This is a genomic window from Halobacillus sp. Cin3 (assembly GCF_947311855.1).
GTDB lineage: Bacteria > Bacillota > Bacilli > Bacillales > Halobacillaceae > Halobacillus > Halobacillus kuroshimensis.
The window spans coordinates 1-11,785 of sequence record NZ_CAMZMV010000006.1 but is presented as its reverse complement, the minus strand read 5'-3'; the positions used below and the strand labels follow the sequence as shown (position 1 = coordinate 11,785).

At 47.2% G+C, this 11,785-nt stretch carries 14 protein-coding genes, 12 tRNA genes and 1 rRNA gene; 26 read left to right on the top strand and 1 reads right to left on the bottom strand.

Annotated features, from left to right (window positions below; all coding sequences use genetic code 11):
- Positions 1-139: 139 nt before the first annotated feature.
- The 12 genes from alr to QMA39_RS16670 all read left to right on the top strand — a co-directional run bounded on the left by alr (position 140) and on the right by QMA39_RS16670 (position 9,498).
- Positions 140-1,297, top strand: coding sequence for an alanine racemase (gene alr / locus QMA39_RS16725; RefSeq protein ID WP_206935806.1), 1,158 nt, complete (start codon positions 140-142; stop codon positions 1,295-1,297).
- A 160-nt stretch (positions 1,298-1,457) separates the two neighbouring features.
- Positions 1,458-1,739: a hypothetical protein gene (locus tag QMA39_RS16720; RefSeq protein WP_027956786.1), complete on the top strand. Its 282-nt coding sequence runs from the start codon at positions 1,458-1,460 to the stop codon at positions 1,737-1,739.
- 5 nt (positions 1,740-1,744) lie between these two features.
- Entirely contained in the window at positions 1,745-2,095 is a 351-nt protein-coding gene (locus QMA39_RS16715; RefSeq protein ID WP_027956785.1) for a type II toxin-antitoxin system PemK/MazF family toxin, read from the top strand.
- Between the two features lie 226 nt (positions 2,096-2,321).
- On the top strand, positions 2,322-3,191 hold the full coding sequence (locus tag QMA39_RS16710) for an RsbT co-antagonist protein RsbRA (RefSeq protein ID WP_027956784.1): 870 nt from the start codon (positions 2,322-2,324) through the stop codon (positions 3,189-3,191).
- A gap of 5 nt (positions 3,192-3,196) precedes the next feature.
- Positions 3,197-3,553: an STAS domain-containing protein gene (locus tag QMA39_RS16705; RefSeq protein ID WP_281659366.1), complete on the top strand. Its 357-nt coding sequence runs from the start codon at positions 3,197-3,199 to the stop codon at positions 3,551-3,553.
- A 2-nt stretch (positions 3,554-3,555) separates the two neighbouring features.
- Positions 3,556-3,957, top strand: a complete 402-nt coding sequence (locus QMA39_RS16700) for an anti-sigma regulatory factor (protein ID WP_027956782.1) — start codon at positions 3,556-3,558, stop codon at positions 3,955-3,957.
- A gap of 14 nt (positions 3,958-3,971) precedes the next feature.
- Positions 3,972-4,982 carry a PP2C family protein-serine/threonine phosphatase gene (locus tag QMA39_RS16695; protein ID WP_027956781.1) on the top strand — a complete coding sequence of 337 codons (1,011 nt, stop codon included), beginning with the start codon at positions 3,972-3,974 and terminating at the stop codon, positions 4,980-4,982.
- A gap of 62 nt (positions 4,983-5,044) precedes the next feature.
- A complete protein-coding gene (locus tag QMA39_RS16690; protein WP_027956780.1) occupies positions 5,045-5,371 on the top strand; it encodes an STAS domain-containing protein in 327 nt (108 codons plus the stop codon).
- A gap of 2 nt (positions 5,372-5,373) precedes the next feature.
- Positions 5,374-5,850 carry an anti-sigma B factor RsbW gene (rsbW, locus tag QMA39_RS16685; protein ID WP_027956779.1) on the top strand — a complete coding sequence of 159 codons (477 nt, stop codon included), beginning with the start codon at positions 5,374-5,376 and terminating at the stop codon, positions 5,848-5,850.
- Positions 5,822-6,601 (top strand): RNA polymerase sigma factor SigB, encoded by a 780-nt coding sequence (gene sigB / locus QMA39_RS16680; RefSeq protein WP_027956778.1) that lies wholly within the window; start codon positions 5,822-5,824, stop codon positions 6,599-6,601. Before rsbW ends, sigB begins: the two co-directional genes overlap by 29 nt.
- Before the next feature lie 20 nt (positions 6,602-6,621).
- Positions 6,622-7,197, top strand: coding sequence for a SpoIIE family protein phosphatase (locus QMA39_RS16675; protein ID WP_244877784.1), 576 nt, complete (start codon positions 6,622-6,624; stop codon positions 7,195-7,197).
- Positions 7,198-7,377: 180 nt separating this feature from the next.
- Complete coding sequence (locus QMA39_RS16670) at positions 7,378-9,498, top strand: Tex family protein (protein WP_051254796.1); 2,121 nt, start codon at positions 7,378-7,380, stop codon at positions 9,496-9,498.
- A gap of 34 nt (positions 9,499-9,532) precedes the next feature.
- Here QMA39_RS16670 and cmpA read toward each other — a convergent pair whose 3' ends face one another.
- Positions 9,533-9,643, bottom strand: a complete 111-nt coding sequence (cmpA, locus tag QMA39_RS16665) for a cortex morphogenetic protein CmpA (RefSeq protein WP_156896544.1) — start codon at positions 9,641-9,643, stop codon at positions 9,533-9,535.
- A 74-nt stretch (positions 9,644-9,717) separates the two neighbouring features.
- Between cmpA and QMA39_RS16660 the strand changes: the two genes are divergently transcribed.
- The 14 genes from QMA39_RS16660 to QMA39_RS16595 form a co-directional block, all read left to right on the top strand.
- Positions 9,718-10,170, top strand: coding sequence for a SprT family protein (locus QMA39_RS16660; RefSeq protein WP_244877783.1), 453 nt, complete (start codon positions 9,718-9,720; stop codon positions 10,168-10,170).
- Positions 10,171-10,344: 174 nt separating this feature from the next.
- Positions 10,345-10,419: transfer RNA gene (locus QMA39_RS16655), tRNA-Asn, on the top strand.
- A gap of 4 nt (positions 10,420-10,423) precedes the next feature.
- Positions 10,424-10,514: transfer RNA gene (locus QMA39_RS16650), tRNA-Ser, on the top strand.
- 10 nt (positions 10,515-10,524) lie between these two features.
- Positions 10,525-10,596, top strand: a tRNA-Glu gene (locus QMA39_RS16645).
- Between the two features lie 20 nt (positions 10,597-10,616).
- Positions 10,617-10,693: transfer RNA gene (locus tag QMA39_RS16640), tRNA-Asp, on the top strand.
- Positions 10,694-10,700: 7 nt separating this feature from the next.
- Positions 10,701-10,775: transfer RNA gene (locus QMA39_RS16635), tRNA-Gln, on the top strand.
- Between the two features lie 107 nt (positions 10,776-10,882).
- Positions 10,883-10,958 (top strand) — tRNA-Lys (locus QMA39_RS16630).
- Positions 10,959-10,965: 7 nt separating this feature from the next.
- Positions 10,966-11,047: transfer RNA gene (locus QMA39_RS16625), tRNA-Leu, on the top strand.
- Between the two features lie 39 nt (positions 11,048-11,086).
- A tRNA-Leu gene (locus QMA39_RS16620) sits at positions 11,087-11,174 on the top strand.
- 88 nt (positions 11,175-11,262) lie between these two features.
- Positions 11,263-11,339: transfer RNA gene (locus QMA39_RS16615), tRNA-Arg, on the top strand.
- 6 nt (positions 11,340-11,345) lie between these two features.
- Positions 11,346-11,422: transfer RNA gene (locus QMA39_RS16610), tRNA-Pro, on the top strand.
- A 23-nt stretch (positions 11,423-11,445) separates the two neighbouring features.
- Positions 11,446-11,519 (top strand) — tRNA-Gly (locus QMA39_RS16605).
- 17 nt (positions 11,520-11,536) lie between these two features.
- Positions 11,537-11,613: transfer RNA gene (locus tag QMA39_RS16600), tRNA-Ile, on the top strand.
- A gap of 114 nt (positions 11,614-11,727) precedes the next feature.
- A 16S ribosomal RNA gene (locus QMA39_RS16595) occupies positions 11,728-11,785 on the top strand; the annotation flags it as partial.

Sequence of the window (11,785 nt, the reverse complement as noted above, 5' to 3'; positions counted from 1 at the left end):
GTCTGCTTTTATTTTCTTTCTTACACATCCGCAGAAAGCGCTCTGCGGATGTTTTGTATGGGAAGGGAGATGTACATTTGACAGGGAGGAATGTTCCGCTCAATAATAATAGGATAGTTAAAGGAGAGGAGCGGGCAAGGTGCAGCAGGACAGATATTACAGAGATTCGATAGCAGAAATTGATTTATCCGCCATTGAAGCAAACATTCAGCAGTTGAGACAGAGGCTTCACCCTGAATCGGGGATCTACGCGGTCGTCAAAGCGGATGCTTACGGACACGGCGACGTACAGGTCGCTGCCGAGGCCCTGCGGGCGGGAGCAGGCGGACTGGCGGTTGCGATAATGGATGAAGCACTCAAACTTCGGGACGCAGGCATTGAGGCTCCCCTTCTTGTAATGGGGTGGACGCGCCCGGAAGACGCTCCGCTGGCGGCAGCGAACGATATTACCGTCACTGTTTTCCAGAAGGAATGGCTGCACCAAGTGCAGACGGACGCGTGCTCGAAGCCGCTGTCGATTCATTTGAAGCTGGACACAGGAATGGGAAGAATCGGAATCCGTGACACGGAAGAAATGGACGCTGTACTTGAAGCTGTTAAAGCAGAAGGAACGTTTCAGCTGAAAGGCATCTTCACCCATTTTGCCACGGCAGATGATGAGGATACCAGCTATTATCAGCGGCAGGCGGACGAATTTCAACGATTAATGGACCATTTTAAGAGGGTTTGGCCGGAAGATGTCGAAATACATACGAGTAACAGTGCGACAAGCATGCGTTTTCCAGAGCGGATGGACCATTTTGTCCGTTTCGGTATCAGCATGTACGGACTTTATCCATCCGCAGATGTAAAACAGGAACGCCCGATAGAATTGACGCCTGCCTTTTCCCTGACCAGCTGTCTGGTTCACGTGAAGCAGGTAGGACCTGGGGAATCGATCAGCTACGGAGCGACGTATACGACAGAAAAAGAGGAATGGATCGGAACCGTTCCGTTGGGTTATGCCGATGGCTGGATCCGCCGGCTGCAGGGCATGGAAGTCCTTGTCGACGGAAAACGTCATCCGATTGTCGGAAGAATCTGCATGGATCAATTCATGATTCGGCTGGATCAGGAATATCCTATAGGGACAAAGGTTACCTTAATTGGTAAACAGGGGAATGACGAAGTAACGACAGATGAGGTGGCTGACTACCTGGATACCATCAATTACGAAATTCCCTGCATCATCAGCCGCAGGGTCCCCCGTGTATACCGGAAAGACGGGAAGACCATCGAAGTAAGAAATACGTTGTGACAGGAAGGAAGAGGTTTCGGACAAATCTCCCGATGTAAGGATAGAAAGCTGCACAAAACACAAAAAAATTCCAACACGCCTTTGCAATGGACACTCCCGTTTGATAAGATTAGAGTGGACTATTTGACTGGTTTCTTTTGAGAGAAGATGGTGGAGGTGTATGGTTTTGTCCGACAGCATGCAGGAGATTGTCATCCGGATTCCGGATAACCTACTCAATGAAGTGGATGGCTTCATTCAACTCGATAACAGTGATCGGAGCGATTTCATGTGTCAAGCTACTAAAATGTATTTGCGTGAGAAAAAACAACGTCATATTCGGGAATCGATGCGAAGAGGTTACATGGAAATGGCGAAAATTAATTTAAACATCGCTTCAGAAGCGTTTCAAGCTGAAGAGGAGGCCGAACACACCCTGGAGCAATTAGTGAGCGGGGTGTGAAGCCTGTGATAGTCAAACGAGGTGACGTTTATTTCGCTGATTTGTCCCCGGTTGTGGGGTCCGAACAAGGCGGCGTTCGTCCTGTACTCATCCTTCAGAATGACATTGGTAATCGCTTCAGCCCGACCGTAATTATTGCTGCGATTACAGCGCAAATACAAAAAGCCAAACTTCCTACTCACGTTGAAATCAATGCAGAAAAATATGGGTTCGAGCGAAATTCTGTGATCCTATTGGAGCAAATCAGAACGATTGACAAGCAGCGTTTGACCGACAAGATCACCCAATTGGACGAACCGATGATGCAGCAGGTGAATAAATCCCTGCAGGTCAGCCTCGGTTTGATCGACTTCTAACTTATCTTTTTTCTTTTTGTTAAAATAAAGTTGCCTCGTATGCAGGCGGCTTTATTTTTTTTGTCGAATGTAGTTTATAATAGAAATACAAAGGGTATTGTTGTTGGCATGTTTTTTTACAAACGGATTGGTGTAACTACCCGGCCTTTTTTGTTAACATTATACCCAAATAGCAAAAGCAGCAGTTGGAAAATATGAAATGGTATCAATGGCGGAGGGTTCGATAATGGATGAACGATTAAAAAACGTAGTGCTGGAACACAGCGACGATATTGTCAATATGTGGTTGAAGGAAGTTGACGCTCATAAAAAGAATGATTATACATCAACGATTTCTGAGGAAATGTTTGAGAATACGAACCGTGAGTTCGTAAATGTCATTTTTTCAAGCATTGAAAAACAGGGGTTGTCCTCGGATCTGGATGATTTCTCTGAACGCCTCATTAATCTAGGCTGGCCTTTGAGCTACCTGACGGACGGCATGCAGGTATTCCGCCGCGTTGTAACCGATTTTATACTCAAGCAGTCAGAAAAGGTCAATTCTGATCATTTTTCTGAAATCCTGCGGGAGGTGGATGGATGGGTCGATCCGATCATCAACCGCCTCGTCAATGAGTATTCCGGAAGCTGGGAGCACATCGTTTCCCTGCAGCGGGTCGCTCTGCAGGAATTGTCAGCACCGCTGATTCCAGTGATGGATAACATAACAATCATGCCTTTGATCGGTACGATTGATACGGAAAGGGCCAAGCTGATCATGGAGAACCTGCTTGATGGAGTGATCAAACATAATGCTGAGGTCGTGTTGATTGATATCACGGGTGTGCCGGTTGTCGATACGATGGTGGCGCATCATATCATCCAGGCGGCAGAAGCAGTCCGTCTGATCGGTTCACGCTGTATTCTTGTTGGTATCCGACCGGAAATTGCGCAGACGATCGTCAACCTCGGTATCGACCTTGGGAAGTTCCCGACGAAGAGTTCCCTTCGTAAAGGCTTCCAATCGGCACTTGAGCTGACGAACCGCCGGATTGAGGACACGCGTTCCAATGACCAGGATATTGAAAAACTGATTGATTCGCTAGATGGGGAGTGAAACAAATGAGGATACCTATATTAAAGCTTCATAATTACCTGCTTATTTCCATCCAAATCGATCTTGATGATCAAACGGCTATCCAGTTCCAGGAAGACCTGTTGAAGAAAATCCATGAAAGTGGAGCTACAGGTGTCGTCATTGACCTGACCTCTGTCGACATTATTGATTCGTTTATTGCTAAAGTACTCGGCGATGTCGTGACGATGTCAGATTTGATGGGGGCAAAAGTAGTGCTGACGGGAATTCAGCCTGCGGTAGCCATGACGTTGATTGATTTGGGCATTCATATGCAGGATGTTTCTACAGCATTAGATCTAGAACAAGGATTGATTAAACTTCGCCAGGAATTGGAGGAGTGAGTATGGATTTTCAATCCTGTGTGAACATACAAAAGGAGTGGGACATTGTCGGAGCAAGGCAGCTGGGCCGTGACATCTCTAGAAAAATCGGTTTCGGCACCGTTGACCAGGCAAGGATCGCCACTGCCATCTCGGAATTAGCGAGAAACATTTATTTATATGCAGGGACCGGAAAAGTCTGTTTTGAAACGCTTGAGGATATGAACAAAAAAGGCATCCGGATCGTTGCCATGGACGAGGGACCTGGGATTCAGGATATCAGCCAGGTCATGGAGGACGGCTTTACGACTTCCGGGGGACTTGGCGCAGGACTTCCCGGCGTAAAGCGGCTGATGGACGAGTTCGATATTATCTCCCATGTAGGAGAAGGTACGGAAATCAAGGTTGTGAAATGGCTCCGTTAGAGGAGGTATAAACGATGAGTACATTGAAACTCGACTTGGAGAATTACAAAGAGCTGCTGCAGGAGTATATAACTACGAAAGATGAGCAGGCTCTGTATCAGGCAGAGCAGTTCAGTAAACACTCGATGCAGCAGAATATATCACCAGAAGAAATTATTAACGTGCATATACAATCATTACAGGAAATATACCCGGATATGCCGGAATATATACAAACATCCATGAATTTCCTTTTAGAAACCATGATTTCCTATGGTCTCGCCTATCAGGAATATCAGACGCTGCGTGAAAAGCAGCTGGAATTGAAATCCGAAATATCGGTTGCGGCCAATATGCAGAAAACACTGCTGTCTACGGTGAAGCCTGACATTGACGAGCTGGACGTCGGGGCACTCAGTGTACCGGCGAAACAGATGAATGGTGACTACCACCACTTTGTCCATGACAACAAAGGCGGCCTGGGTATTGCGGTGGCTGACGTCATCGGAAAAGGCGTGCCCGCCGCCTTATGCATGTCCATGATCAAATATTCCATGGACAGCTTCTCTGAGATGCAGACCGATCCAAGTGTCATTCTGGGCAGCTTGAACCGGGTCGTGGAACGCAATGTGGATGCCAGCATGTTCATTACGATGTTCTACGGCTTATATAACAACAACAATCATACGTTTACTTATGCTTCTGCCGGTCATGAGCCGGGCTTTTATTACCATAAGGATAAGGACGAATTTGAAGAAATCGATGCTCCGGGCCTTGTACTCGGTGTATCTCCTGAAATCACCTACACCCAGTATGAGAAACAAGTGGAAAAAGGCGATATGATCGTCCTCTTGACCGACGGTGTGACAGAATGCCGGACAGGCGACCGTTTCATCGAGCAGGAAGAGGTGCTGCACGTCATCAAGCAGTATTCCCATCTGCCGGCACAGGGCATCGTCGACCAGGTGTACAAACACTTTGAACGCCTGCAGGACTTCCACCTGCGTGATGATTTCACGTTGATCATTCTCAGAAGGAATGTTTAACGTTTTATTGATCCGGGTATTGGGTATTTAGGTTACTTTTCAGCAACACGGGAGGGATATTTATGAATTTATCGATAGATGTGACAAAAAATGACGGCGTGGCGAACGTGATGCTCGGCGGTGAAGTCGATGCATTCACGGCACCTCAGCTTAAAGAAACGCTTCTTCCACTGACGAAGGAACAGGATGTCGTTGAAGTGAACCTTCAAGACGTGAATTATATGGATTCCACAGGACTGGGTGTCTTTATCAGTGCCTTGAAAGCTACGAAAGAACATGACAGCACGCTCCGTCTGATTCATATGCAGGACCGTGTCTACCGTCTGTTCAAGATTACCGGCCTGACTGAAATTATGAACATCGATTCTACAGTGCAAGGTGGAATGTAATGATGGAACCATTTGATTTTGTTGAAGTGAAGGTGCCTGCGAAAGCGGAATATATCGGAGTCGTGCGTCTCAGCACGTCCGGGATTGCCAACCGCATGGGCTTTTCCTATGAAGATATTGAAGATTTGAAAGTGGCGATTTCAGAAGCGATTACCAACGCTGTCAAACATGCATACAAAGAAACGGGTGAAGGAGAAATCACCATCGGTTTCGGCGTGTATCAGGACAGGCTTGAGGTGATGGTGGCCGATCACGGCGGAAGCTTCAATCTTGGTGAAGTGAAAGAAGACATCGGACCTTATAAACAGGACGGTGATATTGAAGAGCTCCGCGAGGGCGGATTTGGCCTGTTTTTGATTGATGCCTTAATGGATAAAGTCGAAATCAACAGTAAATATGGAGTAATCGTATTAATGACGAAATACCTCCATGAAACCGGGGTGGGTCAAAATGGCGACCAGATCACAACACCACAATGAGGAAATTTACGAATGGATTGCCTATTTACAGGAGAATCCAAAAGATGAGGCTGTACAGGAGAAAGTGGTCCTTGTTTATAAGGACCTTGTAGAGTCCATTGCCCGTAAATATTCGAAGAACAGTACGATCCACGAAGATCTCGTTCAGGTCGGAATGCTCGGCCTGCTGGCAGCGATCCGCAGGTATGATAAGGATTTCGGAAAATCATTCGAATCGTTCGCCATCCCGACCATTATCGGTGAGATTAAACGCTTCATCCGCGATAAGACGTGGAGTGTGCACGTACCACGCCGGATCAAGGAACTTGGGCCGAAGATAAAGAAAGCGGCCGAAGAACTGACGAATATCCAGCAGCGTTCCCCATCCGTCCTCGAGATTGCTGAATACCTGGAAGTCTCTGAAGAGGATGTACTGGAAACGATGGAAATGGGTAAAAGCTACAAAGCTCTTTCCGTGGACCGTAAAATCGAAGCGGATTCAGATGGAAGTACTGTAACCATCCTCGATCTTATCGGGAATCAGGATGAAGGATACTCCAATATCGATCAGCGGATGCTGCTCGAAAAGGTCCTCCCGATTTTGAGTGAGCGTGAACAGGAGATTCTTCAATGTACGTATTTTGAAAACATGAGTCAGAAAGATACAGGTGAGCGGCTTGGCATTTCCCAGATGCACGTATCCCGGCTGCAGAGGCGGGCGCTGCGTAAATTGAGGGAAGCTCTCCAGTCGGAATCGGTTGAGGTGTTCTAGTGGAAAAGGGGAACGAACGGGTGGAGTTATCTGTCTTCCAGAAAGCTAAAAAAGGGAATTACTACTGTGGCGACAGTTATTTTTACCGTGAAACAGATGATGCGTTCCTTTGTGCACTGGCTGACGGCCTCGGCAGTGGAGAGATGGCCAGGGAGTCTTCGAAAGCTGTGATGGAAATCATAGAAGATCACCCTTCTCTTTCTGTAGAGGCGCTTGTAAAAAAATGCAATGAAGTGCTGGTCGGCAAACGCGGGGTTGTGCTCGGTATTTTGAAAATCGATTACCGTGCGATGAGTTATTCGTATTCCTCCATCGGGAATATTGGAGTCATTACTGTAGACCCTGACGGTACACGCCACCGGAATATCCCGCTGGCGGGTTATTTATCGGGGTATTCGAAGTCACTGCGGGTTACTCACGGAAATATCCAGAAAGGGATGATTTTTCTGATGTTCTCTGATGGAGTGAATGACCGCCGCCTGTCTTCTAAGATCACACATGTACGAAACGCGGAAGAGATTACGTCCTTGTACAAAAATCTGTACGGGCAGAACCGCGATGATGATACAACGCTTATAGCCATGGTTTACCATTAAAAATCCTTATTCTTCGGTGTGAATCCGGGAATAAGGATTTTTTAATTCGTTGAACCGGCCTCGAACAACGAGGTAAACCCTTCGTTGATTTGTTACAATAAGAGGGACGTCATTGAAGGAGGTCTTTTTTTGAGTGATTGGAAAAACAGTCCGGAATTGATTCAGTCAGTAGCCGGACAGATGAAGCTGAAAGAAGGAATAATCCAGCAGGTGATTCAACTGCTGAACGAAGGGAACACCGTCCCGTTCATCGCCCGTTATCGTAAGGAGATGACCGGTGGTCTTGATGAAGTTCAAATTAAAACCATTGAAGATCAGTGGAATTATGCCGTCAACCTTGCTGAGCGTAAAGAGGAAGTCGTTCGCTTGATCGATGAGCAGGGGAAACTAACGGATGAATTGAAAGCCGACATAGAAAAAGCAGAAAAACTCCAGAAGGTGGAGGATCTTTACCGTCCTTACAAGCAGAAAAGGAGGACTCGTGCCACAGTGGCGAAAGAGAAGGGGCTTGAACCACTGGCCCTTAAAGTATGGGCACAGGAATCTTTCGGCTTTGAAGCAGAAGCGCAGACGTACATTTCCGAAGAACAGGAGCTGCCGGCTGTTGAAGACGTGCGTGCAGGTGTGAATGACATTCTGGCCGAATGGATATCAGAGGACGCAGCGTTCAGGGAAAGGATTCGTAAGCAGACGCACGAGAAAGGCACAATTGCTTCTTCAGAGAAGGATAAGGCCAAGGATGAAAAAGGTGTCTTTGAGATGTACTACGATTACCAGGAGCCCGTCCGTTCTATTGCCTCCCACCGTGTGCTGGCCATGAACCGTGGGGAGAAGGAAGGGATTATCAAGGTTTCCGTTCAGCCGCCTGAGGACAGTATTACGCAGTACCTTGAAAAAGAAGTCGTGAAGCGGGGAACGGGCGGAGAACTCAGGGGAATCCTGACTGACGCGATCCAGGACAGCTACAAACGACTCATTCAGCCTTCTGTGGAAAGGGAGATCCGCAATTCTCTTTCTGAAGTGGCTGAGGAACAGGCGATTGATGTGTTTTCGAGCAACTTGCGAAGCCTTCTGCTTCAGCCTCCGCTTAAAGGGAAAGTCGTCCTTGGAGTTGATCCGGCATACCGTACGGGCTGTAAGCTTGCGGTTATTGATGAAACGGGAAAAGTGCTCGATATCGGAGTCATTTATCCAACCGCACCTAAAAAAGACACCAAAGGCGCAGAAAAGAAGCTCCTGTCATTCATGGAACAGTACAACATGGAGCTTATCGCCATTGGAAATGGAACCGCCTCTCGAGAAACAGAGCAGTTCATTAGTGATATGATCCAGAAGCACAGCTGGAAAGCTTCCTATATGATCGTGAACGAAGCGGGAGCCAGTGTGTATTCAGCATCCAAGCTGGCCAGGGAAGAGTTCCCGGATTTTCAGGTCGAAGAAAGAAGCGCGGTATCGATTGCCCGCCGAATCCAGGATCCACTCGCGGAACTGGTGAAAATCGATCCTAAATCCATCGGCGTCGGGCAGTATCAGCACGATGTTACCCAGAAGAAATTGAACGAGTCCCTGACGTTTGTTGTAGAAACGGCCGTCAACCAAGTCGGAGTAAACGTGAATACAGCCTCTGCTTCCCTGCTTCAATATGTATCCGGCTTGAGTAAAACAGTTGCTAATAACATCGTGAAGAAGCGGGAGGAACTCGGGAAGTTTACGAAACGCAGAGAATTGAAGGACATTCCAAGGCTCGGGGCGAAAACGTTCGAACAGAGTATCGGATTTCTTCGAGTACTGGACGGAGAAGAACCGCTCGACCGTACGTCGATCCACCCGGAAAGTTATCAGGCGACAAGGAAGCTGCTTCAGAATCTTGGATTTACAAGTAAGGACCTCGGGGATGGACAATTGGGTGAAAAACTGAAGCAGATGGACTTGAATGCCGCTTCGGAAGAGTTCGGCATTGGCACGCTGACGCTGACAGATATTCAAAAGGCATTGATCCAGCCGGGCCGTGACCCACGTGACGATCTTCCTAAGCCGCTGCTCAAGACGAACGTCCTTTCTATGGAGGATTTGGAAGAGGGAATGGAACTGGAAGGAACCGTTCGTAACGTGGTTGACTTCGGTGCGTTCGTCGATATCGGAGTAAAACAGGACGGGCTTGTCCATATATCCAAACTGGCTGACAAATTCGTCAAACACCCGATGGACATGGTCTCTGTCGGAGATGTTGTTACAGTATGGGTGGACAAGGTGGATGTCCAGAAGCAGAGAATTGCTTTGACCATGATTCCTCAATCGTAAAGGGATACCTGGGGGCTGCGGCTTCCGGGTATTTCTATTTATAGAGGTGCTGATAATAGTACCAGCACTGATTAAGCAGCTTGATCTGATACTTATCTTTATTGAAGAAAGCACGCTCCATCTGTACTTTCAGCCAGGAAGGCATGACGGACAGCTCCTTTCTTTTCCTCTTTTTAAATACGTATGATACAGTATGCACAGAACAGAGGAGGTGTGCTTGTGCAGTCTTTGACACAACAGCAGCTGGAAGCATGGACGGACGAATTATCACGAAAATATTTTGACAAACCGTTTGTGGATGATGTATACTTCAACTCTCGTCTTCGAACGACAGGTGGGCGGTACATTCCTTCAAAAAGAACCATTGAAATCAATCCGAAGTATATTGTAGAATTGGATGGTGCTGAATTAGAAGGGATTATCAAACATGAACTGTGCCACTATCACCTTCATATAGAAGGGAAAGGCTTTGGACATGGTGATCCTGAATTCAAAGACCTTTTACATAAGACAGACTCTCCGAGATTCTGCGCACAGCTTCCTTCTGAAAAGAAGAAAGGGTTCCACCATTATGAGTGTGTCCAGTGCGGTCAGACTTATCAGCGGAAGAGGAAGGTGGATACGAAAAAGTATCACTGCGGGAAATGTAAAGGCCGTTTAAAAAAGAAGTAAAAATTGTGTTGACGAACCACTTCACACATGTTAAATTAAATAAGCCTTAACAAAACAACCCAAAAAAACGTAAGAAACTACATTTTTTCACGAAAAAGGGTTTGACATTAAAGGCAGGATGTTATAAGATATTAAACGTCGCCGATAAACGAGCGGCACACATTGAGACATTATTCCAACGTAGCTCAGTGGTAGAGCAATCGGCTGTTAACCGATCGGTCGTAGGTTCGAATCCTACCGTTGGAGCCATTACGGAGAAGTACTCAAGTGGCTGAAGAGGCGCCCCTGCTAAGGGTGTAGGTCGCGTAAGCGGCGCGAGGGTTCAAATCCCTCCTTCTCCGCCATTTTCTTAATGGCCCGTTGGTCAAGTGGTTAAGACACCGCCCTTTCACGGCGGTATCACGGGTTCGAATCCCGTACGGGTCACTTTGCATCACCCTTTAAGGGGTCCGGTAGTTCAGTTGGTTAGAATGCCTGCCTGTCACGCAGGAGGTCGCGGGTTCGAGTCCCGTCCGGACCGCCATTATCTTTGGGCCATAGCCAAGCGGTAAGGCAACGGTTTTTGGTACCGTCATGCGCTGGTTCGAATCCAGCTGGCCCAGCCATTTTTCTTCGGAAAAAGGGTTGACAACATTATCAATAAGATGTATGATGGTTCTTGTGCTTTTAAAAAGAACAAATCATTTTCAAGTGTAATAGATTCCTTTCTTTAGAGCCATTAGCTCAGCTGGTAGAGCATCTGACTTTTAATCAGAGGGTCGAAGGTTCGAATCCTTCATGGCTCACCATTTATTTGCGGGTGTGGTGGAATTGGCAGACACGCTAGATTTAGGATCTAGTGCTTCACGGCGTGGGGGTTCAAGTCCCTCCACCCGCACTTTAATTACCATGATCAGCATTCCATTATAATGATGCTGCGGTCGTGGCGGAATCGGCAGACGCGCTAGGTTGAGGGCCTAGTGGGAGTTAATCCCGTGGAGGTTCAAGTCCTCTCGACCGCACCAACTAATTTCTTTTAAAAAAGTTGTTGCAATCGACACGGAAACGTGTTAAGATAGAAAAGTCGCTTTCAACGCAAAGCTATTATAAAATGCGCCCGTAGCTCAATTGGATAGAGCGTCTGACTACGGATCAGAAGGTTAGGGGTTCGACTCCTCTCGGGCGCGCCATTTTAACGGGAAGTAGCTCAGCTTGGTAGAGCACTTGGTTTGGGACCAAGGGGTCGCAGGTTCGAATCCTGTCTTCCCGACCATCGAGAAATACAACATGATATATGCGGGTGTAGTTTAGTGGTAAAACCTCAGCCTTCCAAGCTGATGATGAGGGTTCGATTCCCTTCACCCGCTCCATTATTCAATCACCATTGGGGCCTGTAGCTCAGTTGGTTAGAGCGCACGCCTGATAAGCGTGAGGTCGGTGGTTCAAGTCCACTCAGGCCCACCATTATTTGATCTTTGAAAACTGAACGAACCAACCAGTACGTCAAAACATTTCTTCTTTATTGAAGGAATTTGAAACAAAGCACATTCGGTGTGCAAATGAGCAAGTCAAACTACTTTTATGGAGAGTTTGATCCTGGCTCAGGACGAACGCTGGCGGCGTGCCTAATACATGC

What these genes read in the sequence shown, in the direction of transcription:
- QMA39_RS16720 (WP_027956786.1), top strand. Translation starts at nt 1,458, where the DNA reads ATGGTTTTGTCCGACAGCATGCAGGAGATTGTCATCCGGATTCCGGAT.
- QMA39_RS16710 (WP_027956784.1), top strand. Translation starts at nt 2,322, where the DNA reads ATGGATGAACGATTAAAAAACGTAGTGCTGGAACACAGCGACGATATT.
- QMA39_RS16705 (WP_281659366.1), top strand. Translation starts at nt 3,197, where the DNA reads ATGAGGATACCTATATTAAAGCTTCATAATTACCTGCTTATTTCCATC.
- QMA39_RS16700 (WP_027956782.1), top strand. Translation starts at nt 3,556, where the DNA reads ATGGATTTTCAATCCTGTGTGAACATACAAAAGGAGTGGGACATTGTC.
- QMA39_RS16695 (WP_027956781.1), top strand. Translation starts at nt 3,972, where the DNA reads ATGAGTACATTGAAACTCGACTTGGAGAATTACAAAGAGCTGCTGCAG.
- QMA39_RS16690 (WP_027956780.1), top strand. Translation starts at nt 5,045, where the DNA reads ATGAATTTATCGATAGATGTGACAAAAAATGACGGCGTGGCGAACGTG.
- rsbW (WP_027956779.1), top strand. Translation starts at nt 5,374, where the DNA reads ATGGAACCATTTGATTTTGTTGAAGTGAAGGTGCCTGCGAAAGCGGAA.
- sigB (WP_027956778.1), top strand. Translation starts at nt 5,822, where the DNA reads ATGGCGACCAGATCACAACACCACAATGAGGAAATTTACGAATGGATT.
- QMA39_RS16670 (WP_051254796.1), top strand. Translation starts at nt 7,378, where the DNA reads ATGAAGCTGAAAGAAGGAATAATCCAGCAGGTGATTCAACTGCTGAAC.
- cmpA (WP_156896544.1), bottom strand. Translation starts at nt 9,643, where the DNA reads ATGCCTTCCTGGCTGAAAGTACAGATGGAGCGTGCTTTCTTCAATAAA.